The sequence below is a fragment of the Pirellulales bacterium genome (assembly GCA_036490175.1).
Taxonomy (GTDB): domain Bacteria; phylum Planctomycetota; class Planctomycetia; order Pirellulales; family JACPPG01; genus JACPPG01.
Genome location: DASXEJ010000351.1, coordinates 1 through 23,654 on the forward strand (window position 1 = coordinate 1; position 23,654 = coordinate 23,654).

The window sequence follows — 23,654 nt, forward strand, 5'->3', positions numbered from 1 at the left end:
TCCCAGAAGCCGATCAGTCGCACGTCAGGATCGATAATCCCCTCCGGAGCATTGCGAGCCACAAGATCAGCAGTGAAGCTCCACCGCACGTGTTGCACGTTGCCGTCCGGTCCCAGAATGCGCCGATTCGACGCGACCTGCTCGATTGTCGCCCGCCCAAGCCCAAGGTGGGTGACGGTTCGCGGCGTCTTGATGGCGGCGCGAACTGCGGCTGCGGTAGCATCAATGGTTTGCTGTGCAAATTCGACGTTGAACATCCGACCGCTCAAGCCGGCTGCGGCGAGCAATTCTTCGGCCAGAAAATCACAACCGGGTGCGTCGTGCTGATGGACCGCGTGAATTGCCACACGATGCACGGTGGTACCGGCGGCATCAGCCAGTGCCTGCCGCCAGGCTTGATGCCCCGCATTGCCGATTCCCACCCAATCGACAGCACACAATACGATTGGTTGTTCGCCCGCCAATAACACGATCCCGCGCGCCGACAGCGGGTCGTCAACTTTTGCGACGGGCGGCACCGCCCCATCACACAGCGGGCTGCCAAGCGGAGGAGTGGCATCCACGCGAAACGTGGCGATTTTCAACGGCGCGACTGGATCAGCCGCTGCGGCGGGCATCGCTAGAGCCAAAACCCAGATCACGGGCATCGCCGCCAATTCGATGAACATTCGGCACATGAGCAATCGCCCTCCCGGCTGTCTTTGCACCTTTACTCGTTACCTTTGGGCAACAATTCAATCTGCTGGCCGCGAGCGACCACTTCGGAGTATGCACCTGTTGCCGCCATTTGCAATCCCGGCACGGGACCTCTAGGTTTCGGCCTTAAGCGGGTTCTGAAAATGCTTGCGAGCAAGGGAACTTCAAAGCGCAATCGCCCTGCGGATAAAATTTAGGTTTTTCCGCAATCGCGGTCAGGTCTCGCCAAGCTCCGCCGCCGCACGATTCACGGGGCCGCAAACGCCGTTACAATCTAGACGGCCTCCTTCGGCCCTGACGCTCTAATCACCAACTTTCGCGCAACGACGAAGCCCAACACACATGTCCGGCGTAACAACGGCATTGGACTTTCTCGATCGGCCGGTACCGGCAGTTGCCGCGGTGTGCGCCATCTTTGGGGACGAACCGTTTCTCAAGCAAGAGTCGCTCGATCATTTACGTACCGCCGTGCTGGGGGACCAAGATGGCGAATTCTCGCTGTCCGAGTTCCGCGGTGATGAAGCCAGCGTGCATGAAGTGTTCGACTGCCTGTCGACGGTCGCACTGTTCGGTACGGGCCGGCGGCTCGTCATTCTGCGCGATGCCGATGATTTTGTCTCACGGCATCGACAAACACTGGAAGCCTATGTCGCCAAGCCAAAGTCCAGCGGTGTTCTTGTACTGGAGGTAGCGGGCTGGCCATCGAACACGAAGCTGGCCAAAGCCGTGGCGGCCGAGGGTCTGTCGATCGAATGCAAGACACCCAGCACGCCTGCGATTGCGAAATGGCTGATCGCACGAGCGTTGAAAATACATCGCGCCCGGCTCGATCGTCAGGCGGCCGAGTTGCTTCTCGATACCTTGGAGCCGGATTTGGGTCTGTTGGACCAGGAATTGGCCAAACTGGCGTTGTCGGCTGGTGTCGACGGCACGATCGACGCCAAGCTGGTCCGTGAACTCGTCGGCGGCTGGCGCACTAAAACCACTTGGGACATGCTCGACCTGGCCGCCTCAGGGCATGCGGCCGAGGCCATTCTGCAACTTGAGCGACTGTTGTCGGCCGGCGAGAATCCGGTTGGCATCTTGGCACAGATCGGCTCGACGCTGCGTCGCTTTGCGGCTGCCGCACGCCTGGTCGACCAGGCAGAGCGGACCGGCCGGCGCGTCAACCTCAAGCACGCGCTCGAGGCAGCCGGATTCAAAACGTTCGTGCTGGGGAAGGCCGAGAACCAATTGCGACAACTCGGCCGACAACGAAGTGCCAATCTTTACCGCTGGGTCCTGGAAGCCGATTTGGCATTGAAGGGCTCTAGTTCGGCGCCCGCGCGGGCGCGTATCGCGCTCGAACGGCTGATTGCGCGGTTATCGACGGCGGCCACGCCGGCCTAAAGCGTCTGCCGGAAGACTCGCTGCCCACTGGACGAGCGATAGCACCGACTGCTGGTTTTTGGCAATGCCGGCGCGTCCCGACTTACCCCGTTTAACAGGCAGCTGTCCGTTCCGTCGCGCGTTCGCGAGCATTTTCAGCGACGCCTTGCGGACAAATCAGCTTTGGCTTATCCTCCCGCCGCCTTTCTTGGAAGTCTTCCGCCGCTCGACATCACGCAGACCGGACACGTCTGCCAACGGCAGAGGCATGTCGCAATTGAGTTTTGCATTCCTTATGGCTGGCGCAAGGTTCCGAACGTCCATGCCCGAATCCGTTGCAACTCGCCCTGCCCATCGCAGACTTGCCGCGTGGCTGCTGGTTTGCGCGATGGCTCTTGCCTGCTTGGGCTGCACGGCCGCTGCCCCGCCGCCGCCGATGATTACCAAGACGTCGCCTCGCCCAGCCCTACTCGGCATGGGTTGGTTTAACCCGAATCCGATGCCGGATGACCGCGTGGCACCGGAAATAAACGACCCGCGAGCTGGCAGCATGTTGGCTCAGCAGGCGGGTGCCCCCGGGACGACCGCCATCGAACCGCGCGCTCTCAACGACGTGATGGTACAACTTCATTCGATCGGTACTGTTGATCCGGGCGTGCAGGCCCGTCTGATCGACGACATGCAAAAGACCGATCCCTCGTTGTGGCCGCATCTGATGCAGACGTATCGCTCGTCGTTGGCCTACCAGGGTCGCGGGCCGGCATCTCTCCAGCAGCCCGGCGCGGCCGCAAGTGTCGGCACAATGCCAGGTACACTACCGCCAGAGGTGAGAGATGGGCGTGCCGTTTCGGTCGCGTCCAGCATGCAAGCGGCGCCACTAACGCCGCAGCAATCACCCTGGAGCGCGCTTGCGTTGCCGGCTGCTGCCAGCGCAGGTCAGGTCGCTTTAAAAGAGGCTGCTCCCCAACAAGTAACAAGTCCGTCTGCTGCCCCCCCCGCGCCGGCAACGGCCATTGCTACTGCTGCTGATCCATCGAAACCAGCTTCACCACCGCAGACCCCTCAGCCCGCGGCCAGCCTCGCTGAGCCACCGCAATTGGTTGTGGCGGCCGCGACGCCGATCCCTCCCCCCAGCACTGCACAAAGCGCAGCGGCCACCAAACCGGACGAAAAAAGCAGCCCGGCCGTCCAGCCAGTGGTGTATACGGCTGCCACGGACCCAACGACTTCGGCGGCACTTACAGCTGCCATTGCCGCGCTGGAGCAGCAGGCGCAGACCCCCACGAAGGACGCCACCGACGTCTCGCGGCAAGCCAGCCTGAGGATGTTGTACCTTGCGGCCGGTCGCCGTGACGACGCCCTCAAACCTATCGCAGGCGCGAGTCCTGCCGAACAAGAGTACTGGAGCAAGCAGTTGGCAGGCATGGCCACGCTGCTCGACGTGCAAACCACGCCCGATGCCAGCCAGCGAGTCGCCGCTGCCCATCAACGCTTGACCGAGACGGCCAATCGCATTGGGCAATTGAGCCCACTCGTGGTCAAGAACATTGCATTCTGCACGGACGTTGCCAGCTATGGCGTAGTCACCAAATTCGCCGAAAAAGAGTTCGCGCCCGGCCAGCCCGTGCTGTTGTACGCCGAGGTCGAAAACTTCAAGAGCGACGAGTCGCCCAAGGGCTTCCACACGGCGCTTAAGAGCAGTTACCAGGTACTCGACAAGCAAGGTGCCAAAATGGCAAGCGTCGACCCGCAAACAATGGAAGAGTATTGTCAGAATCCGCGGCGCGACTACTTTGTGCGCTATCGCCTGAATCTACCCAAGCCGCTTCCCGACGGCGCCTACACGTTGCAATTGACGATCGAAGACACATTGGGCCAGAAGACCGGCAAGGCTTCGCTCGACTTCACTGTCAAAGAAAAGAAATAACGCGGGGCACCTCGGCACGATACCGGCAAATGCTCACTGCAGTGCCGGCAGACGGTATTTCTCAACGTTTTTCTTGAACGCGTCGGACCAATTTGCGATCAACCGATGGTGATTTCGCTATTGGGCAGCTAGAACGGTCCCATGGCTGCATACGATGTGATCGTTTTCGGGACCGGTGGAATCGGCAGCGCCGCGCTATCGTCTCTCGCCCGACGTGGCGTCCGAGTGCTGGGGCTCGATCAGTTCCCGCCGGCGCACGATCGTGGCAGCTCGCACGGCCGGACGCGATTGATCCGCCAGGCCTACTTTGAACATCCCGACTATGTGCCCTTGGTGCTGCGCGCCTACACGCTGTGGACTGATCTGAGCGCGCGCCGCGGCAGGTCCTTGTTTCGCGAGACGGGGCTGCTGCAAGTTGGCAGGGCCGATGGAACGGTCCTGCCGGGCGTGATGGCGAGCGCCGCGCGCCACAGGCTCGACGTCGAACGGCTAGACGGAACAGAGATCGAACGTCGCTGGCCCGGTTACGCGGTGCCAGCGCCTCTCGCCGGAGTCTACGAACCGCGGGCGGGCATTTTACAGGTCGAGCAATGTGTCCAAGCCCATCTCGATGACGCCCGTGAAGCCGGCGCCACATTGTCGACTGATGAAGCGGTAATTGATTTTCGTACGGGTACGGATGGAATTACAGTTGAAACGGTGCGCAGTCGCTACACCGCAAACCGACTCGTGATCACGGCTGGCCCCTGGGGGAGCCGCTGGTTGACCGAGCTTGGCGTGCCGCTGGTCGTGCGACGCAAGCCACTGTTCTGGTTCGCCACCGCGTCCCCGGTTTATCGAGCGTCGAACGGTTGCCCGGCATTCTTGTACGAGACGCCGAGGGGCGTTTTTTATGGCTTCCCAGAAGTTGAGCCTGGCGAGATTAAAGTTGCCGAACACTCGGGCGGGCAAATCGTCGACGACCCGGCGACAATCGACCGAGAACTCGACCGCAATGACCAGGCGCGGGTGGAACAGTTCATCAATGAGTTCCTGCCGCAAGTTTCCCCTCGCCTCGTCGCGCACACCGTGTGCATGTATACAATGAGTCCGGACGAGCATTTCATAGTCGACCGGCTACCGAGCGACGAGCGCATTTCTTTCGCCGCCGGACTTTCAGGGCACGGGTTTAAATTTGCGCCCGTGTTGGGCGAGGCCCTGGCCGATCTGGCGCTCGACGGCCGCAGTTCCTTGCCGATCGACTTTCTCGCCTGCAACCGTGCAGCGTTGCAAACCCCTAAGTAGTCAACGGCTTTGCGATCTGCCCCTACGCGAAGAAGTGGTGACATCCTTCACCACCGACTTTGTCTCGCGGGCGACCTCTTGTGGCGGGCAGCGCCGAGCCAAGTTATCCTGCTTGGTGTATTCGCGCCGGTTACCATTGCCCTGAGCGCACTGGTGTTGAGTTGCGCTTCGTCAGTGTAAGCCTGCTGTTCGCGGCCCGCGGTGAGTCAACTACACCGCCCGGCGGGCGCGAGCTATACCGGAGCGACTGAAGGAGTCGAATCGCAGATGACCGCATTCAGAAACTTAATCGCCGTCATTTTATTGGCCGACGCAGGGTTATCGGCGCAGGCCGACGATCGGCTGAGCGTGTTATTCCTCGGCGATCAGGGACATCATCGGCCCGCCGTGATTCACGCGGCGGTGGCTGCGGAGTTCGCAAAAGATGGTATCGACCTTTCCTACACCGCAAACGTCGCCGAACTGACCGCCGACCGGCTGAGCCGCTTTGATTGCCTGCTTATTTATCGCGACAGTGGCGACCTGCCTCCAGAAGCCGAAGCCGCGCTATTGGCCTACATCGATCGTGGCAATGGTTTGGTCGCCGTCCATTGTGCCTCGCACTGCTTTCGGAACAGCACAAAATATACGGCGCTCGTCGGCGGGCGATTTGATCATCACGAAACAGGTGAGTTCCGCGCCAAGATCATCGACGCTCAACATCCGGCCCTGCGCGGTGTCACGAGCTTTGAAAGCTGGGACGAAACGTACGTCCATAACGAACTGTCGAACGATCGCCAGGTGCTGATGGTGCGCGAGCATCTGAACGGTTACGAGCCCTACACCTGGGTTCGCCAACAGGGCAAAGGACGCGTTTACTATTCCGCCCTGGGACACGACGAACGCACGTGGCGCGTCCCCGAGTACCGCCGACAACTGGTGGCCGCGATACGCTGGGCAGCCGGCCGAGTAAAGGACGACGTGCCGGCTACGGAATACATCGACGCCGGCGAGGGATTACCAAACTACGTCTCGGGCGAGAAATGGGGCACCGAAGGGGACCGCCTCAAGCGCATGCCCAAACCACTTTCGCCGGCCGACTCGCAACGGCACGTGCATCTGCCCGAAGGTTTTCGCATCGAGCTGTTCGCGGCGGAGCCCGATATCGTTAAGCCGATTGCTATGTCTTTCGACGAACGCGGCCGGCTGTGGGTGGCCGAGAGTGTCGACTATCCGAACACACTGCGCGACGATCCTCAGCAAAACGGCGATGATCGCATCAAAATCTGCGAAGATTCCGACGGCGATGGCCGAGCCGATCGGTTCACGGTATTCGCCGATCGATTGAACCTGCCCACGAGCGTCCTTCCCGTGCGCGGCGGAGCTATCGTCGCTGTCGCGCCGCACCTGTTATATCTGGAAGATACCGACGGCGACCTGCGTGCCGACAAACGCACGGTTCTATTTACCGGCTTCGGCCGACGCGATACGCATGCGGTGACTTCGAATCTGCATTACGGCCTCGACAATTGGGTTTACGCCGCCGTGGGCTACAGTGGCGGTGCGGTGCGTGTGCATGACGTCGAACACAATTTCAAGCAGGGCGTATACCGGTTTCGGCCAGATGGCAGTGATTTCGAAGTTTTAACGTCGACGAGCAACAACACCTGGGGTTTGGGCCTCTCGGCGGCGGGAGATATCTTCGCCTCGACGGCCAACAACGAGCACAGCATTTTCCTGGCCATACCCAACCGGTACTTCGAGAGCGTCCGCGGCTGGCATGGCGCCGGCAGCAGAACGATTGAGGATCACAAGCACTATCACCCCATCGCCGAAGATGTGCGACAGATGGATTGGCACGGTGCCTTCACGGCCGCCTCGGGACACGAGCTGTATACGGCGCGGACTTTTCCTCCTGAATATTGGAACCGCGCCGCGTTGGTGTGCGAGCCGACCGGTCACCTGGTGCATCTTGACTGGCTTGTTCCCCAGGGAAGCAGCTTTGTCGCCCACGACGGCTACAACTTACTGGCCAGTACCGATCCCTGGTCGGCCCCCATTGCTGCGCAAGTCGGGCCCGACGGGGCCGTGTGGGTGCTTGATTGGTACAACTACGTCGTGCAACACAATCCGACGCCGCACGGGTTTCAGACGGGGCCGGGCAACGCCTACGAGACGACGCTCCGCGACAAGGCGCACGGTCGCGTCTATCGAGTCGTGTACGGTCAGAACGCCGGCGCGCCCGCGCCGCACCTGGATCGCGACAAATCCGCTGCGCTGCTTGCCGGCCTTTCGCACGAAAACCTTTTCTGGCGTTTGCAGGCGCAGCGTCTGCTCGTCGAACGAGGTTCGGGCGACGTAGCAACTGAGCTCGTGCAACTCGCCACACGAGACGGCAACTCCGACGCAGCGCTGCATGCCGTCGCCACGCTGGCCGGCCTGTGCCGTGGCGAGAATGCGGCGACTACATCCGTCTCCTCCTCTTCCCAGCAAGGAGGCAGCGAGAGAGACGGGCAGGCAATTGCCTCAAAGTCCTCGATCGTAGACCACCTGGCAAAAGCTTGTGCCGACATACTGTCGGTCGAACCGCAGCGGGGCTCGGATCTTCGTCGCGTCGCGCTGCGTTTTCTACCGCGCAGCAAGGATGCCGTGAAATCCGTGCTGGCGTTCCTTAAAGACCAGGACGCGCAAGTTCGGCTAGACGCGCTGTTGGCGCTCGCCGAAATGCCGGGCGATGTCCACACCGCCTCGGCCATGGTGGAACTGTTGTCGCAGCCGGAAACCGCGAAAGATCGCTGGATTCCGCTAGCCGCCACGAGTGCTGCGGCGCGTGCCGCCGCGGACTTCATTTTTGTTGCTGCGCGAGCTGGCGTCCCAGAGCCCGCGCCGAAACCACTCGTAGCAACGATCCGCACGGTCGCGGAGCATTACGCACGGAGCATGCCTTCGTCGGCCGTCGCGGAGATGCTAAACGCGTTGGCGGATGCGGACCCGTCGATAGCTAGTGCCGCAGTGGCCGGCCTGGCCGCCGGCTGGCCGACCGACGCACCTCCCGAAATCAACAAGGACTTGGAAGCTGGATTCGCGCGATTGCTGCGACGTCTACCCGGTTCGGCAGGATTACCGGTCATCACGCTCGCCAACCGTTGGGGCGCTGGCGACGGCTTGCGTGCTGCGGCAGCGGAGATGCGTGCGGCACTATTGGCCGAGGTGGCAGATGCCGAACGCTCTGACGATGCTCGCTTAGCGGCACTAACGGGGACGCTCACTCTGGGTATCGATGAAAAGGGTGCCACGCAAGTCGCCGAGTTGATTACCCCCAAGGCCAGCCCCGAGTTTGCCGTAGGCGTGCTCGAAGGACTCGGCCGGACAAACGCACCAGAAGTCGGATCCGCAATCGTAAAAGCCTGGACGCGCTTCACTCCTGATGCACAGAGTAAAGCGGCGGCCGTGCTGCTGCGCCGGCCGGAATGGACGCGGGCGTTTCTGGCGGCACTGAATGCCAACGCCGTTCCACTGGCCAGCCTTTCGGTGGAAGTCGAACAGCGATTGGCCAATCACGCGGACGCTGAATTGCGACAAGCGGCCCAAAATCTTCTTGCGCGCGGCGGCCGGTTGGCAGACCCGGACCGGCAGCAAGTTTTCGACCGGTTGCGTCCCCTGGCCGACAAGCGCGGTGACGCCGTTGCCGGCAAGCTGGTGTTCGAGAAAAACTGTGCCAAATGCCATCGCCACGGGGGCGCGGGGGGCAATGTTGGACCGGACCTTACCGGCATGGCGGCGCGCAAGCGGGTCGACATCCTTACCGACGTACTCGATCCCAACCGGTCGGTCGAGGGTAATTTCCAGCAGTACACCGTGGTCACAAGCGATGGTCGTGTGCTCTCGGGTTTGATGGCTTCCGAGACGCGCACCACGATCGAACTACTCGACGCCGAGGCGCGCAAGCAAGTGATCCTGCGCGATGAAATCGACGAGCTCACCAGTTCGAAGCAATCGATCATGCCCGAGGGTTTTGAAAAATTGCCCAGCGAAGATTTGGTCAATCTACTTGAGTTTCTCGCAGCGCGCGGACGGTATTTTCCGTTGCCACTCGATAAGGCAGCAACCGCCGTGAGCACCATCGGCATGTTCTATGACCATGCGGCAACGGCCGAGCGGCTGATCTTCACCGACTGGAACCCGCGTAAACTGTGTGGCATCCCGTTTCATCTGATCGATCCACGCGGTGACCGGGTGCGTAACGTCATCATGCTCTACAGTCCTAACGGCACTTACCCACCCCAAATGCCCAAGGTGGTGAGTGTGCCCTGTAATGCGCCCGCCAAGACACTCCACCTGTTGAGTGGCGTCAGCGGTTGGGGATATCCGCTAGGTCAGAAAGGATCGCTAACAATGACCGTACGGCTGGTTTATACGGACGGTCAGGCTGAAGACCACCCATTGCGCAACGGCGAACATTTCGCCGATTACATCCGCCAGGTGGACGTGCCCGGCTCGAAGTTCGCAGCGCGCCTGCGCGACCAGCAAATTCGCTATCTATCGATCGAGCCGCGGCGCCGCGTGGAAATCGAGCGCGTCGAATTCATCAAGGGAGATGACGCTACGGCGCCGGTCGTGATGGCAGCGACGGTCGAGACCGTCGAATGAGAGCGCATGTGGCTCGGGGCCGCAGCCGTCGCAACGATTATTGATCCAGGATTCAGCGACGAAGTACGAGCCGACACACGACGGCTCTTTCCCGAGACTGAATTCCTCGTCCCCTCGATCTCTCAAACCATCGGAACGCTCACATATTCGCTCGGTGAGGATCCTGCCCAACCAACCGTAGGCGAGGGACGTGACAGCTCGAACGCGCCAGTCGAAACGCCCGAGTAGCGCAACGCGATTGGCTGCTCAAACGACCCTGCGTGGCCCGCTCTACCCCGCCGCGTGCACCGGTCCTGCCGGACATTTGAGTCGGAACAGTCCGAAAATCTGTTCCTGCGACAGCCCTAGACGCGGCGTGGCCGCGCCCGAGAAAATCGCATCGAACAACTCGCGCTTGTCGCGCAGTATTTGCTCGATCCGTTCTTCGATCGTTCCGGGGCTGAGAAATCGCGTCACCGTGACAGGCCCTGCGGCACCAATCCGGTGCGCACGGTTGATCGCTTGATCTTCGACGGCGGGATTCCACCAGCGATCGAAGAGAAACACGTAGCTGGCAAATTGCAGGTTCAGTCCCACGCCACCAGCTCCGTAGCTCAACAGCAGGATATGCCGACGCGGATCGTCGTGGAATTCGCGCAACACGCCGTCGCGGTTCGCGGCTGGCACGCTGCCGTGATATTCGAGCGGCTTGAACCGCGCTAACCGTTTGCGGAGCGTCGTCAGAGTCTCTACCCACTGGCTGAAGACTAGCACTTTCTGGCCGCTGGCCGCCACCTCTTCCATATCGGCCGTCAGGCGTTCAAGTTTGGCGCTGGCACCGGTGGCCGGGTCGAAATTGCAGATCTGCTTCAGCCGCAAGATTAGTTCGAATACGTGTTGAATCGTGGCGGCATCACCCATCTCGGTAAGTCGCAGCACGCCTTCTTCTTCGGCCAGTCGGTACGACTCGCGCTGTTCGGGAAGCAAATCCAAATCGGCATCGCGAAACAATTTCGGCGGCAGGTCCGCCAACACTTGCGATTTCGTCCGTCGCAACACGTAATCGCCGGCCACGCGCCCCAGGCGGCGCGGCTTCATGCTGGAACTAAGATGGCCCGGACGCAGGAAATCAAAAATGCCTATGAGGTCATCGGGGCTGTTCTCGACGGGCGTGCCGGTCAGCGCCCAACTTCGGGTGCGCGAAATCGCCCGCACAACCTGTGACGTGCTGCCAGAACGATTTTTTATCCGTTGCGATTCGTCCAATACGACCAGATCGAAATGTAAATCCGGGGCGGTGACAATATCCGTATCACGCCGCAGGAGCTCGTAATTGGCAATCATTATCGGCGCCTCGGCCTGCTGCCATTGCCAACGTCGCTTCGCTCGGTCGCCTTCGATTACCAATAGGGGCAATTCTGGCGCCCAGCGATGGAACTCGCGGCACCAGTTCGAAACCAGTGGCTTGGGGCAGACCAGCAACACGCGTCGGACTTCACGGGTATGGATCAGCAGCCGCATCGCCGTGATCGACTGCATCGTCTTGCCCAGACCCATTTCGTCGGCCAGTAGTGCCGCGTGCCGCGGATACAAGAACGCCACCCCCTCCATCTGAAACGGAAAGGGCTGGGCCGGAAACTCCAGGCACTCACCGGCCAACAGCGACTCTAGCGGCGGCTCCAACAGCACTGACAGCCGGTCGACCAAACCGATCACGTCCTCGGGCGGCTTAACGCGCGTGTACGATCGGCAAGCGGGGCTTGTGCCAATCGAAAGAGGCGCTGATGGCGCGGGGGCCTCGTCCGCAGACTTCGGCAGGGCCCGCGCGTGGTCGTCACCCCGTGGAGTGAACTGATAGCTGCGCACCGCAAAACGCGGCGCCCGAAGTTGAATCGATACGACCTTCGGCGGTACAGCATTGACACCGCTCGCCAGCGATCTGGGGATTGGCCTGCTGCCTGGTGTCGATGCTGTGTCAAAATGCTTTAGAAGGTCAGCCGCCGTGGCGGGCTTTTGAGCTTCGGGCTCACTCGCTTTGTCACCGGGAGGGCCGCCAATAGTGGTCAAGGCGGATAGCACGAGCGACCAGGTCTCCGGTGGCTGCTCGGCCTGCTTTTGCCATGACCAGGCCACGGGAGCGGTCATCGGTTGCCTCGTTGCGCTTCCTGGATCGCTGCACGAATGCGCTCAAACGGCTCCGATAGGTCAAGACTCGTCGCGATCTCAGTGAGTTGCTCCGAGAGGCCGCTCTGCGTGGTTTCCCTGCCCGTATGCAACAAGGTTCCCGCCAAAGGCCGCGCCAGATTGTTGCGGCCCAAGCGCGTCAACGACATGCCCACGGACATCCGATGAGCGTCGTCCGTGCGGCGGATTGGCGGCGCGATATTACCGACGTCCATGGCACTCTTGCTCGGCGTGACCGTGATCGCATTTTCCTCTAGGCGGTTCACATCGCCTTCGTCACCGAGCGGAGGCATGACGAGCCATAGCGGCGGATCGACGTGTGCCGCGGCAGCTAGCGCTGCTGGACAATCTGTGAAGACCGCCAGCGGTTGCAAGGTCGACGTTTTGACCAGCGTGCCTGCAATCTGCTCTCCGTATAAATACGGCTCGAGCGTTGGACCGTACAAGATTTCTTGCGCGCGATTAGCGCGGATAGGAACCGTACAGTGGAACTCCAACGGACGAGCATGCGCATTCAGGATCAGATAGCCGCCGATCAGGCCGTGCGGCGCGGAATCGACGACGGTCAAGAAGCCGAGCGCAGGCGGCGACTCAGCGTGGGAATCGGTCATCGTGCGAGACGTGCGGGCTGAGAGCGGGAAGGGGTCAGATAGAGAGCGGGCCGTATGGATAGCATCGGGTCGCGCTTCCAGCGGACTTTATCGATGCTATCGCTGTAAACCGAACACGAGCGAGTTGTTCAGTGGTGCATTTGAACACCGACAGCACGCCGCGCGATCGATGCAACTGCTTGCCGGGTATGGTGCTCTCGACATTGTCGCGTGGCACGCAAATGACGCCGCTGCCTGATGGACCCGCGATCAAAATGCTCGACATCTTCCCCCCGTACTGCTTATACTGGTAACTTCGAGCACCGACAGAACGAGAAAGGCTCTATTGATGCAAGAACGTCCTACGCCGCCCCTGTTCACGCAAGTCGATATCTCGGCCGGCACGCTTAGCAGCACACCCGTGCCTGAACGCTCGGACCCCGAGCAGACACGGTTGCTACGCGATCTCGTAGCGGCCCAAGACCGCCAAAACGAGTTGCTCGAAGAACTCGTTTCGCAGGTCACGACGGCGGTGAATCAGTTCGGGACGGCGCAGCGACAACGTGCCCAGGAGTTGACGCAGTGGAAGGAGGCCAATCCTTCCCTGGCGCGGGATTGCCGGCAAGCCGCTGAAGCCCTTTGTCGGGTGCAGACGGAATTCTTGAATACCCTGACGGCCGAAGTACACGCCAATGCCGACGCGCTGGCCGACGGCGAATTCATGCTCACCGAATTCGTTGATCGCTTCGGGCCGCGTCTGGCTCATCTCAATGGCGTTCTCCAAGTCCTCGCGCAGCTGGGTAGCGCCGGCGGTCAGCCCTCGGGCTCGGCCGGTTCTTAGCAGGTCGCGGTAAACGTAGAATGACGAGTGCTGGATGGGACGTGGGCGTGGCCAACGTTAATCATCCTTCCTTCGCCTTTCGCTGCTCCCCATCATGCTTGTCGACCTCGTAAACGTCTCGACCGAAGACGGACTCCGGCTGGATGGCGCCCTTCGTACGCCGGCCGCCGCCGGGCAACCGACTCTAGGCGTCGACGCCGTTCTTTGCCTGCATGGGACTGGCAGTAACTTCTACTCGTCGAATCTGATGGCAAGCCTCGCTGCCGCGATTGTCGAAACCGGCGCCGCGGCTCTGCTGGTCAATACGCGCGGCCACGACGGCATTAGTTCGACCAGCGCCCCGGTCGGCCGCCGCCTACAGGGCGCCGCCTACGAAATTGTTGACGCCTGTTGTCACGATATAACGGCGTGGCTGCGGCTACTGGGCGAACGCGGCTTCAAAAGAATTGGCTTGCTAGGCCACAGCCTGGGCGCCGTCAAGGCGATCTATTCGCAAGCCATGCGCCCTGATCCGGCCGTAGCCTGGGTAGCTGCGATTTCGCCCCCGCGTTTGTCCTACTCGGGATTTCTGGACGATACGCGCGCCGAAGAGTTTCTTCGCGATTACGGACGGGCACACGATTTGGTACGCCATGGTCGGCCGCGCGAGTTAATCGAGATCCTTTTTCCACTCCCCTATGCGATTTCGGCCGAAGGCTTTCTCGACAAGTATGGTCCTGAAGAGCGCTACGACGCGCTAAAGCACATTGAGCGTGTGGCCTGCCCTCTGGTGGTCACCTACGGAACGGAAGAACTGTCGACGAGCGCAGCATTTCGCGGCATGCCAGAGGCGATTGCAGAGTTACCCGGCAACGAACGCCGACAGGTGATGCTGGTGACCGGCGCCGATCATTTCTACGCCGGTATGTATGCCGAATTGTGGACCCGGATCGAGCGGGCCGTCAAACGATTACTAGCGAATTAGGCGAGCGCGCGATCAATCGTTTGCCGTCGCATAGAGCCAACAGACGGCAAAGACACCGGCCCTCGGAAGGGCAGCAAGCCGTCTGCTGCCGCAGATGACACCTACTGCTGCGATGCCGGCGTCGTATCCGCATTCCCCAGCGATGTGTCGGGCGCTTTGAGGCCTTCCAAACCACGATTAATGAACGATTCGATCGCGGCAGGGTCTTGCGCGCCGACGAGCGACTCACGCTTCCAACCGGTGGGAGTTTCGCGATACATGACCAACTGCGGGATTGAGCCCCCCCGCATGAGTTGATGTGCCAATTCGCGGTCGTGATCGGTGTTCACCACCGCAAAGGCGACTTTTCCCAGAGCACCGCGTTTGGCGACTTGCGGCAGTGCGGTGTTCTTCATCTGCTGACAGGCAGGGCACCAATCGGCGCCAACCAATACCACCAAAGGCTTACCGGTCTCAGAGGTCTTGGCACGCGCCTCTGCATATGAGTTGGTCGTCGTGGCAAAGATCGCGGTCTGTAGTGCGATCGCGAGAGAGATCGTCGTCATGTCGTTCTCCTAGATTGCGTGTCTTAGGGGCAGATAGCTTCCTGGCCGACAGGTAGCCAGGAAGGCTCAAATCAGGGGATGGAACGCGGTCAGCAGGTGCGATTGGGCGGGCGAACGTCGCAGGCGAGCCAGAGCAGCCGGCCGTGTCGATCTCCTTGGCTCAACACTTCACTTTCCGTAACGCGTCGACGAGTCGTTTCAACTTTTAGCGACACGACACACTGGCCGGCTTGACCGATGCCGTGAGAGTCTGCTCAGTTTAGCCAGGTAAAATGGAGGTGCAACGATAAATTGCGTAAAATTTTCCGGCAAAATGTCGTAACCGGGCAGGACTTCGCTTAGCTCCTAGCGCGCCGACAATGCCGACCCGACACAAGTCCCAAAAATTGTTGGACTTCCAGCCAGCCTCCGGTTGAGCCCTTACCTGAAGTCGAGGTATAATCTCGACCTTTCCGCTCCGTGGCATGTTTTGGCCTGGGTTTTGCTGACCTACCGGGCCTCGATTGCCAAAAAAAGTCAAATCTCGCGGCGTCAGCAACTGCTCCTGAACAGCCATCTCAATGAAGCTTCGTGTCGGCCTCGTCGGCCTTGGCAATAACTGGGAAGTCCGACATCGGGCTGCGCTGCGGTCCTTGAACGACCGCTACGAGGTACGCGCCATTTTCGATCAGGTGGCGCTACGTGCCGAACAGGCGGCGCGGGAATTCAATGCGAAGCAGGTAGACGGCTTTCGCGCATTGGCGCAACGTGACGATATCGATGCCGTGCTGATGCTCGCACCCCAGTGGTATGGCTGCCTGCCAATCCTGGCGGCCTGCGATGCCGGAAAAGCAATCTACTGTGCGTTCAGCATGGAGCTTGACCTCGACCAAGCACGGCAGGTGAAGGAACGCGTAGAGAAAGCGGGCGTGGCCTTCATGGCCGAATTCCCGCGTCGCCTATCACCCGCCACGCTCAGGCTGAAGGAGTTGATCGCCACCCGGCTGGGTGCGCCACGGCTGCTGTTCTGCCATACTCGCGTGCCGGTCGAGCACGGCACCGGCGCCGCGGCCCGGGCCTCGATTCATGGCTCGCCGACGAGCGACCTTATCGAACTCGTGGATTGGTGTACGTATGTCGTAGGGAAGTCTCCTACGTCGGTTTTAGGCCTGCGGCATATGGCGGCGCGCGACGATCTGGAAGACGACTACCAGATGATGAGCCTCGACTTCTCCGGACCCGCGGCCCCGGGGACCGATGCCATCGCGCAGATTAGCTGTGGGCAGTACATGCAATCGTCTTGGCACGAGGCGCTGGCCTATCGTCCGCCCGCAGCACTGCAAGTGGCATGTGAGAATGGCATCGCTTTTGTCGATCTGCCGGCGACTTTGGTCTGGTTCGACAGCTTCGGACGGCATCAGGAGTCACTCGATAGCGAACGTCCGGTCGGCGAGCTACTACTCGGCCAGTTCCATCGCGCCGTTACCAGCCTGGTGCGAAACACCTCGAGCCTGGTCGATTCCTATAGCGCACTGGCCGTCGTCCTGCAGGCCCGAGCCAGTCATGCCCAAGGCAAGAGGATGCCACTAGTGGTCTAGGCTCGGCACGCCAGGCCGCTCACGAACTGAGCGTTCCTTTGGTGCTGGGTACGCCGGGCATGCGAGGATCTAGCTCAACGGCCATTCGCAGAGCGCGGGCGGTGGATTTGAAGATCCCTTCGGCAATATGGTGATTATTCCGCCCATAGTGTACCAACACGTGCAGGTTTGCCAGGGCGTTAGCCGCTGTCGCCTGCCAGAAATCCTCGACCAACTCGCTGTCGAAGTCACCAATTTTCGCAGCGGTGAAATCGGCCTTGAATACTAAATAGTATCGGCCCCCGAGATCGACCGCCGTCGTCACTAGGGTCTCTTCCATCGGCAGAGTGAAGTGACCGTAGCGGCGGATGCCCGCCTTGTTGCCAAGTGCTTGGCGTAACGCCTGGCCAAAACAAATGCCTACGTCTTCAACCGTGTGATGTTGGTCGACGTGGAGATCGCCCTTGGCCTTTACCTTTAGATCAATGGCCGCGTGCTTTGCCAGTAGCGTGAGCATGTGATCGAAGAAACCGACGCCGGTTGCGACCTGCGCAGCGCCAGCGCCGTCCAAATCGAGTTCCAACTCGATCTCGGTCTCAGCGGTCTTACGTTGGATTTGCGCAGTACGTGCCATAGGTCAAGGATACCACCAAAAAAGCGCCCAGCGGCCTGCCCCGCCTTTGGGGTCGTCCGCGGAATGAGCGCCAGAAACATAGGCAGCCAAGCGTGTTAGGATGCCAAGCCTGGGCCCCTATACCTTACGCTTGGGAGACTATCACTCGGTTATTCTCAAGACTTCTGGCGCTGAAAGCCGCGACGCCGCACCTCGCTGTACCGTTGCAAGGCATCGTTAATAACAGCGAGCGTACCGGCGGCAGGCTGGAAAGCCTCGACCTCGACAGCCTTGCCCTCTAGCGTTTTGTAATCGAGGAAAAAACGCTGCAACATCGCCAGGTGATGCGACCGCAGCTCGCCGGCTTCTCGGTAGCTGCTGTATTCCGGATCGTCGAGCGCCACGGCCAGAATCTTGTGATCGCGCTTGCCGGTGTCGATCATCGTCATCAAACCGATGGGACGCGAGCGCACCAAGGTCAAGGGCGCCACCGGCTCCTGGCACAGCACCAGCACGTCGAGCGGGTCATCGTCCTCGGCCAGCGTCTGCGGGATGAAACCGTAGTTGGCCGGGTAATAGACAGCGGAATAGAGCACCCGATCCAGTTTTAACAGGCCGGTTTCCTTATCGAGCTCGTATTTGACGCTCGAGCCCTTGGGAATTTCAATCACGGCGGTGAATTCTTCCGGCGATTTAGGTCCGGGAGAAACTTCGTGCCAGGCGTGTGTCATGTATCTCTCAACTCGTCAGCGGTAAAAACTCATGTAACCGTGAACTGCAGAGAGCGTCATTGGACCGGTTGCCCGATTTTCGTCAAGCGGGCAGCGAGGCCCGCAATCGTCTAACCAACGACGCTTTTTAATTGATTTCTTCTTGAGCTTGCCGATCCATCGTCTGGTCCGTGGCGGGCGCCACCGCCTGAGCGATCGGCTCACGGCTCAGCAAAGCATCCAGGTAAGTGCGCACATCCAGCACGTGAGCCAGAAAGCTATTCATCTGCTCTTCACCGCTGAGCGTTCCCTCGGACTCGCGTTCTAACGCCTCGTTTTTCTGCTCGCTAAGGTGGCCGCGTAGGCGACGCAGTAGAGCAAAATCGAGCGGACCCTTGCGTTCCATGGCCAGTGCCGCGAGTTCGAGCTCGCTGACGGCGTCTATGTAGGTTTCAAATCCGATCAAATTACGGCGCTTGTGCCATCGCCAGAACAGGAAAGCAGCCAATCCGGCCGACACTAAGAAGCTCCGCAGGTTCTCGATTTTATCGATCGAATCGGCCCTGATCAGCGGTTGATTGCGGTTCAGGTACTTTAGCGCGCCTGTGTGCAGGGGAAACTCGCGGACCGTCATCACCGCGTTGGGGTCTAGTAATGGCAGCCGGGCGCGACGCCCGAATTCGCTCTCGAACGTCACTTTCATCAATCGTTCGATGGCCGCGTCAGGCGTCGTGCGGTTGGCAACGATCAACAATCGCTGGCCAATCGTGTGCAGCGGTCGAGCGGGCACGGCCGGATCGATGCTATAGCTAAAGGCCGGTATCACGATGTCGTTTACTGCCGGATTGCGCAGCGCCACCGCGTCGGCCATTGGTAGCTCCATCAACCGGTAGCCGTGCCGTTTGACCAGCGATTCTCCTACTTCGATCCAGGGGAGCGAGGTGATCGCGAAGATGGCGTCGGGCTTGTCGTCATCGGTCAAATTCAACAGCGCGGCGTGGGAATAGTCCTTCTCGACGAAATCCCGGCCAGATTGCAAGCCCACGAAGTCCAGCAATCGATCGGCTGCCCGATGCGTGTTGGAGTTTGGAGTACTCAGACTTAGCATCTTTCCGCGTAAACCTGCCACTCCGACGTCAATCAATTCCGGTCGAACGAAAACGTGCAGGGCCTCGCCATTGAGCACGGCGACCTGTCGAATTTTTTCGTCGGGAACGTCGAAATCCCCCAGTGCCAGAGCGATGTCGAGTTCGTCGTCGGCAATTTTAGTCAGCGCTTCGTGCGACCCCGTGGTATCTATCAATTGGATATCGAGCCCGTGCTTGGCAGCCTCCTCGCAGAGAATGACCGCCAACTGGTGACGATGACTCAGCGGGTCGCCCGCTGTCATGCGCAGCGCATGCTCGCGTGGACGGTCGGCGCGAAACCAAAGGAAAATGGTCAGCGCGACCAACAGCAGGCCGACCATTGCCACCAGCCGATTGGCCAGAATACGGCCACGCAAGGCGGCACGTGCCAGTTCTAGATGAGACATGCGAGATTCCGACAGGCCGGCCAACGATTCGCGAGACAAACTCCGCACAACCCGTCGATAGCCCCCGATCCCGGCTACCGACGCCTAGACCATAGTTTCCAGCAGCGCGAGACAGGCGTCTATTTGATCGTCAGTTCCCACAGAAATGCGCAAGCCATCGCCCCATCCTTGGTAATCCATATAACGAACCAGAACGTGCTTTTGCTTTAATTGTTCGTACATCGGTTTGACTGGCAACTGTGTGTGGGGCGCCCAAACAAAGTTAGCTTCCGAGGCCACGGCCGCGAAGCCCAACGCGCGTAACCGGTCGGTCAATCTGCCGCGCGTCGCCAATATTTTGGCGCGGTTTTCAGCCAGCCATTGCTGATCATCGATCGCGGCCGTCGCCGCGGCGATCGACAAGGCATCGCAATTGTACGAGTCCTTGACCTTGCGTAAACCCGCGATCATATGGGGTTGCGCCACCAGAAAGCCGAAGCGCAGCCCGGCCAGAGCGTACGATTTACTCAGCGTGCGCGACACCATAATCTTTTCATTGCGCGCGACGAGAGCCAGGCAATTGGTGCTGGCAAAATCGACGTAGGCCTCGTCCAATACGAGCGGGCATGGCATCTGATCTGCTAACTCCAAGACGCGCGCCGGCGAAATCAGGGTCCCGGATGGGCTATTGGGATTAGGCAAAAATGCCAGCCGCAATCCGTCCTTGGGCGCGGCGAATGAGTCAGATAGCGTCCAATCACGTCCAAAGAGTACTTCTTCGCTGTGGGCCCCCTGAATTTGTGCCAGGGTCTTGTAAAGGATGTAGCTCGGATAGGGCAGCCGCAGCAGGTCGCCTTGCGGAACAAAAGCCCGCGTGACCAGCGTTAAGATCTCGTCGCTACCGTTCGCGCACAGGATTGATTCTGGATCGATGCCTAACACCGACGCCGCGCGCTCGCGAAAGCCAGTCGCTAGCGGATCGGGATAGCGCGACAGCCCCCGCTCGGCCACGGCCGCAATCGCGCGGGCCACCGCCGGCGACGCGGGATAAGGATTCTCGTTGGTATTGAGCTTGATGAACTTGCCGGCCTGCGGCTGCTCGCCCGGCGCATATCCCACAAGTCGGTCGATGTCAGGACGAAAATACGACATAAATAGCTTCAGCGGGGGGATTCACCACGGAGGCATGGGGACACAGAGAGAAATGATGGATGCGGATTGATGAAGCGGACCAGCATCCGCATGTCCGTTCCGATATCCGCATTCATCATTTTGCCTTCTGCATTGTCTCCGTGTCTCCGTAGTGAAACGTGTTAATAACTATTGTTTAGGCAAGCGAATTTGCACGCTGGCATAATGCGCGGTCAAACCTTCTCGTTCGGCCAGGATGCGCACGTCTTCGGCGGTGGCCGCCAAGGCCGACTCGCTGTATTCGATCACGCTGGTACGCCGCAAGAAGTCGTTGGCACACAGTCCACTGGCAAATCGCGCGGTTCCACCGGTCGGTAGCACATGCGACGGGCCGGCGACATAGTCTCCCAGTGCTACCGGGCTGTAATGTCCGAGAAATGCCGCTCCCGCGTGGCGAATCATTGACAGCAGGTGTTGCGGATCGCTGGTGGCCAGGTGCAAGTGCTCGGGTGCGATCTCATCGGCAACCGCGGCTGCTTGTTGCTCGTCGGCGACCAATACCATCGCTCCGAATTCTGCCAGGCTCTGCCGTGCCAGGTCACCTCGCGTCAAACCGGCGAGTTGGCCAATCAGCGCAGCTTGTGTGTCGGCCAGCAACACTTCGTGCCAAGAAATCAGGACACTGGCCGCGGGCGAATGTTCGGCCTGGGCGATCATGTCGGCAGCAATAAAGTCGGCGCGTGCCGTCTCGTCGGCTATCACCACCACTTCGCTGGGGCCGGCAATCGAGTCGATGTCGACATCGCCATAGACGAACTTCTTGGCCAATGCCACGAACAAATTACCTGGCCCGACAATCTTGTCCACCTTGGGCAATCCCTCGACGCCATAGGCCAGCGCCGCCACGGCCTGCGCTCCGCCGAGCCGGTAGACCTCGCGGATTCCCAAAGCGTGGCAGGTGGCGAGCAAATCGGGGCTATACGCACCAAACGGAGTCGGCGGCGCCACGACGGCCAATTCGCGAACCCCCGCCGCCTGCGCCGGTACGGCCGTCATCAACACGGTCGAAGGGTAACTAGCCGCACCTCCTGGCACGCAGATACCAATGCGATCCAGCGGCAAATAGCGTTGGCGCAGTCGCACGCCCGTTGGCCGCTCGACCGTCACATCGTGATGCAGAATCGCGGTCTGAAACTCGAGTATGTTGCGGCGCACGCGTTCGATCGTGGCCAGAAACTCTGGCGCAGCTTGGCGGTGGGCGGCGGCCAGCTCCTCGGCCGGCACGCGGATCGTCTGCGGTGTGAGTGTCGCCTTGTCGATGCGTGCCGCATAATCCAAAACCGCCGTCAGTCCCGAGGCACGCACGTCGCGGCAGATCCGCTCGACGACTTGCGCCGGCGACAGCGGTTCGCCAAACACCTCCTGCGTGCGCCGCTTGCCAGCCTCGCTAACCACGTCACCCTGCGGGCTCAACCGCCTGCGCAGCGCCGTCAGAGTAGCGCGAAAATCGTCGCGGCGCGAATCGAGTCGAGGAATGTGCAAGGCGCTAGCGCTCATGGTCCCGCTACGTTTGGGGAGGGCAAAGCCCAATTGTGATCGCTACCTGCCTACAGCGAAAGCCCAGCTTCCCGGGCGCGATTCGAGACCGGCCTTGTCGCTCGGTAGAACGCGCGTTAGAACGCAATCGGCCCTTGCCGCGAGGGCCTACTTCCTTCCCGCCGCACAAAGAAGTGCCCCATGCCAGACCGCCCCGTCGACTTGCGCAGCGATACGGTCACGCGCCCCACGCCCGGCATGCGGGCTGCGATGGCCGCGGCCGAAGTAGGGGACGACGTCTTTGGCGACGATCCGACGGTTCATCGGCTGCAAGATCGACTCGCTGAAATGCTCGGTAAAGAAGCCGCCCTGTACGTTCCGTCGGGCACGATGTCGAACCAGATCGCCGTGCGCCTGCACTGCCAGCGCGGCGACGAGCTGATTTGTGAAGCGCAGTGCCACATTGTCAATTACGAGCAAGGCGGAGCCGCGCAGCTCAGCGGCGTCAGCACGCGTGCCGTCGAAGGTAATTTTGGTGTGCTCGACGTTTCGCAAATGACCGACCTGGTGCGGGCTGACGATCCCCATTGCACCCCCACGCGGCTGGTTTGCCTCGAAAATACGCATAATCGGGGCGGCGGCCGTGTGCAGCCGCTGGAGAACGTCACAGAAATTTACCGCTGGGCTCACGGCCAGGGCTTGGCAACGCATCTCGACGGGGCACGGTTGTTCAACGCCGTGGTCGCTTCGGGCGTGGCGGCCGCGCGGTGGGCCGAGCACTTCGATACCGTGAGCGTTTGCTTTTCCAAGGGACTTGGCGCACCGATTGGTTCCGCCTTGGCGGGGCCGCGCAAGCTGATCGCACAGGGCGTTCGTCATCGCAAGGTGCTGGGCGGAGGAATGCGGCAAGCAGGTATCGTGGCGGCGGGGGCCTTGTACGCCTTGGAAAACCACGTCGATCGACTGGCCGAAGATCATGCCAATGCCTCGCTACTGGCCGACGCTGTGCGCGGGATCGACGGGCTGGAATTACGCCCAGCCCAGGTCGACACGAATATCGTCATCTTTCACATCGCGCCCGAGTTGGGTACCGCTGCGGCGTTTCACGATCGGCTCGCGGCGCGCGGCGTGCTCACGCATCCCTTCGGCCCACAACTTTTGCGGGCCGTGACTCATCTGGACGTTACCCGGTCCGAAGTCGAGCGAGCCTGCACGATTCTGGAAGAGGTTGTCCGTATGGGCGCCGGCGTCTCGCCAGCCCCGGCGCGTGCTAAAAGCGGCTACGCATAATCGCCGCGTCGGGAACATCCCTGGACCTGACACGGCAAACTTCGACGGGATGCGCCACCTACTCTCACGCGGCCATCTTCCGGGGTAAACACCCCTATAAAAAGTGGGCACCGCGCATCCGATTTATTCAATTTATGGAATTATTCAACGGTCTCGCAACTTGACGACCTTGACCGGACAGATGCGCATTTGCCGGGAAATTGGCGATTTCTGAGAAATTCTGTCCGCGCAGTGTCTTTTGGGAGCCGGTCGGCATGTCATGCATTCTAGAGCGGATCCCCGCGCATCTCAGGCCGAA

Annotated in this window: 17 protein-coding genes and 1 pseudogene; 9 read left to right on the forward strand and 9 right to left on the reverse strand. The window is 60.6% G+C overall.

Annotated elements, in window-relative coordinates; genetic code table 11:
- On the reverse strand, positions 1-677 hold a 677-nt coding region (locus VGG64_26510), incomplete at its 3' end, for a hypothetical protein (protein HEY1603185.1).
- A gap of 361 nt (positions 678-1,038) precedes the next feature.
- Here VGG64_26510 and holA point away from each other — a divergent pair.
- From holA to VGG64_26535, 5 genes are all read left to right on the forward strand, one after another.
- A complete protein-coding gene (holA, locus tag VGG64_26515) occupies positions 1,039-2,085 on the forward strand; it encodes a DNA polymerase III subunit delta (protein ID HEY1603186.1) in 1,047 nt (348 codons plus the stop codon).
- A gap of 367 nt (positions 2,086-2,452) precedes the next feature.
- Positions 2,453-3,991 carry a hypothetical protein gene (locus VGG64_26520; GenBank protein HEY1603187.1) on the forward strand — a complete coding sequence of 513 codons (1,539 nt, stop codon included), beginning with the start codon at positions 2,453-2,455 and terminating at the stop codon, positions 3,989-3,991.
- A gap of 141 nt (positions 3,992-4,132) precedes the next feature.
- Positions 4,133-5,275: an N-methyl-L-tryptophan oxidase gene (gene solA, locus VGG64_26525; GenBank protein HEY1603188.1), complete on the forward strand. Its 1,143-nt coding sequence runs from the start codon at positions 4,133-4,135 to the stop codon at positions 5,273-5,275.
- Positions 5,276-5,542: 267 nt separating this feature from the next.
- Positions 5,543-9,904: a PVC-type heme-binding CxxCH protein gene (locus VGG64_26530; protein ID HEY1603189.1), complete on the forward strand. Its 4,362-nt coding sequence runs from the start codon at positions 5,543-5,545 to the stop codon at positions 9,902-9,904.
- Between the two features lie 6 nt (positions 9,905-9,910).
- Entirely contained in the window at positions 9,911-10,132 is a 222-nt protein-coding gene (locus VGG64_26535; GenBank protein ID HEY1603190.1) for a hypothetical protein, read from the forward strand.
- A 42-nt stretch (positions 10,133-10,174) separates the two neighbouring features.
- Here the strand turns inward: VGG64_26535 and VGG64_26540 are convergent, their stop codons facing one another.
- Both VGG64_26540 and VGG64_26545 read right to left on the reverse strand, forming a co-directional pair.
- Positions 10,175-12,028 carry a DEAD/DEAH box helicase gene (locus VGG64_26540; protein HEY1603191.1) on the reverse strand — a complete coding sequence of 618 codons (1,854 nt, stop codon included), beginning with the start codon at positions 12,026-12,028 and terminating at the stop codon, positions 10,175-10,177.
- Positions 12,025-12,678, reverse strand: coding sequence for a hypothetical protein (locus VGG64_26545; protein ID HEY1603192.1), 654 nt, complete (start codon positions 12,676-12,678; stop codon positions 12,025-12,027). The genes VGG64_26540 and VGG64_26545 overlap by 4 nt, the downstream gene beginning before the upstream one ends.
- A gap of 328 nt (positions 12,679-13,006) precedes the next feature.
- Between VGG64_26545 and VGG64_26550 the strand changes: the two genes are divergently transcribed.
- Positions 13,007-13,498 carry a hypothetical protein gene (locus tag VGG64_26550; protein HEY1603193.1) on the forward strand — a complete coding sequence of 164 codons (492 nt, stop codon included), beginning with the start codon at positions 13,007-13,009 and terminating at the stop codon, positions 13,496-13,498.
- A gap of 94 nt (positions 13,499-13,592) precedes the next feature.
- Positions 13,593-14,462 (forward strand): alpha/beta fold hydrolase, encoded by an 870-nt coding sequence (locus VGG64_26555; GenBank protein ID HEY1603194.1) that lies wholly within the window; start codon positions 13,593-13,595, stop codon positions 14,460-14,462.
- Positions 14,463-14,563: 101 nt separating this feature from the next.
- Here VGG64_26555 and VGG64_26560 read toward each other — a convergent pair whose 3' ends face one another.
- A complete protein-coding gene (locus VGG64_26560) occupies positions 14,564-15,007 on the reverse strand; it encodes a thioredoxin family protein (protein HEY1603195.1) in 444 nt (147 codons plus the stop codon).
- A 560-nt stretch (positions 15,008-15,567) separates the two neighbouring features.
- Between VGG64_26560 and VGG64_26565 the strand changes: the two genes are divergently transcribed.
- Entirely contained in the window at positions 15,568-16,584 is a 1,017-nt protein-coding gene (locus VGG64_26565) for a Gfo/Idh/MocA family oxidoreductase (protein HEY1603196.1), read from the forward strand.
- A 19-nt stretch (positions 16,585-16,603) separates the two neighbouring features.
- Here VGG64_26565 and hisB read toward each other — a convergent pair whose 3' ends face one another.
- From hisB to hisD, 5 genes and pseudogenes are all read right to left on the reverse strand, one after another.
- Positions 16,604-17,197, reverse strand: a complete 594-nt coding sequence (hisB, locus tag VGG64_26570) for an imidazoleglycerol-phosphate dehydratase HisB (GenBank protein HEY1603197.1) — start codon at positions 17,195-17,197, stop codon at positions 16,604-16,606.
- Positions 17,198-17,352: 155 nt separating this feature from the next.
- Positions 17,353-17,907, reverse strand: coding sequence for an inorganic diphosphatase (locus tag VGG64_26575; GenBank protein ID HEY1603198.1), 555 nt, complete (start codon positions 17,905-17,907; stop codon positions 17,353-17,355).
- A 127-nt stretch (positions 17,908-18,034) separates the two neighbouring features.
- Positions 18,035-19,420 (reverse strand): TAXI family TRAP transporter solute-binding subunit, encoded by a 1,386-nt coding sequence (locus tag VGG64_26580; GenBank protein HEY1603199.1) that lies wholly within the window; start codon positions 19,418-19,420, stop codon positions 18,035-18,037.
- A gap of 3 nt (positions 19,421-19,423) precedes the next feature.
- A pseudogene (hisC, locus tag VGG64_26585) lies at positions 19,424-20,551 on the reverse strand (histidinol-phosphate transaminase).
- 168 nt (positions 20,552-20,719) lie between these two features.
- Positions 20,720-22,087, reverse strand: a complete 1,368-nt coding sequence (hisD, locus tag VGG64_26590) for a histidinol dehydrogenase (protein ID HEY1603200.1) — start codon at positions 22,085-22,087, stop codon at positions 20,720-20,722.
- Between the two features lie 180 nt (positions 22,088-22,267).
- Between hisD and ltaE the strand changes: the two genes are divergently transcribed.
- Positions 22,268-23,356 carry a low-specificity L-threonine aldolase gene (gene ltaE / locus VGG64_26595; GenBank protein HEY1603201.1) on the forward strand — a complete coding sequence of 363 codons (1,089 nt, stop codon included), beginning with the start codon at positions 22,268-22,270 and terminating at the stop codon, positions 23,354-23,356.
- The last annotated feature ends 298 nt before the right edge of the window (positions 23,357-23,654 follow it).

Bases quoted from the DNA above. Each gene is read 5' to 3' on its own strand.
- holA (HEY1603186.1), top strand. From the start codon at position 1,039: ATGTCCGGCGTAACAACGGCATTGGACTTTCTCGATCGGCCGGTACCG.
- VGG64_26520 (HEY1603187.1), top strand. From the start codon at position 2,453: ATGGCTCTTGCCTGCTTGGGCTGCACGGCCGCTGCCCCGCCGCCGCCG.
- solA (HEY1603188.1), top strand. From the start codon at position 4,133: ATGGCTGCATACGATGTGATCGTTTTCGGGACCGGTGGAATCGGCAGC.
- VGG64_26530 (HEY1603189.1), top strand. From the start codon at position 5,543: ATGACCGCATTCAGAAACTTAATCGCCGTCATTTTATTGGCCGACGCA.
- VGG64_26535 (HEY1603190.1), top strand. From the start codon at position 9,911: ATGTGGCTCGGGGCCGCAGCCGTCGCAACGATTATTGATCCAGGATTC.
- VGG64_26540 (HEY1603191.1), bottom strand. From the start codon at position 12,028: ATGACCGCTCCCGTGGCCTGGTCATGGCAAAAGCAGGCCGAGCAGCCA.
- VGG64_26545 (HEY1603192.1), bottom strand. From the start codon at position 12,678: ATGACCGATTCCCACGCTGAGTCGCCGCCTGCGCTCGGCTTCTTGACC.
- VGG64_26550 (HEY1603193.1), top strand. From the start codon at position 13,007: ATGCAAGAACGTCCTACGCCGCCCCTGTTCACGCAAGTCGATATCTCG.
- VGG64_26555 (HEY1603194.1), top strand. From the start codon at position 13,593: ATGCTTGTCGACCTCGTAAACGTCTCGACCGAAGACGGACTCCGGCTG.
- VGG64_26560 (HEY1603195.1), bottom strand. From the start codon at position 15,007: ATGACGACGATCTCTCTCGCGATCGCACTACAGACCGCGATCTTTGCC.
- VGG64_26565 (HEY1603196.1), top strand. From the start codon at position 15,568: ATGAAGCTTCGTGTCGGCCTCGTCGGCCTTGGCAATAACTGGGAAGTC.
- hisB (HEY1603197.1), bottom strand. From the start codon at position 17,197: ATGGCACGTACTGCGCAAATCCAACGTAAGACCGCTGAGACCGAGATC.
- VGG64_26575 (HEY1603198.1), bottom strand. From the start codon at position 17,907: ATGACACACGCCTGGCACGAAGTTTCTCCCGGACCTAAATCGCCGGAA.
- VGG64_26580 (HEY1603199.1), bottom strand. From the start codon at position 19,420: ATGTCTCATCTAGAACTGGCACGTGCCGCCTTGCGTGGCCGTATTCTG.
- hisD (HEY1603200.1), bottom strand. From the start codon at position 22,087: ATGAGCGCTAGCGCCTTGCACATTCCTCGACTCGATTCGCGCCGCGAC.
- ltaE (HEY1603201.1), top strand. From the start codon at position 22,268: ATGCCAGACCGCCCCGTCGACTTGCGCAGCGATACGGTCACGCGCCCC.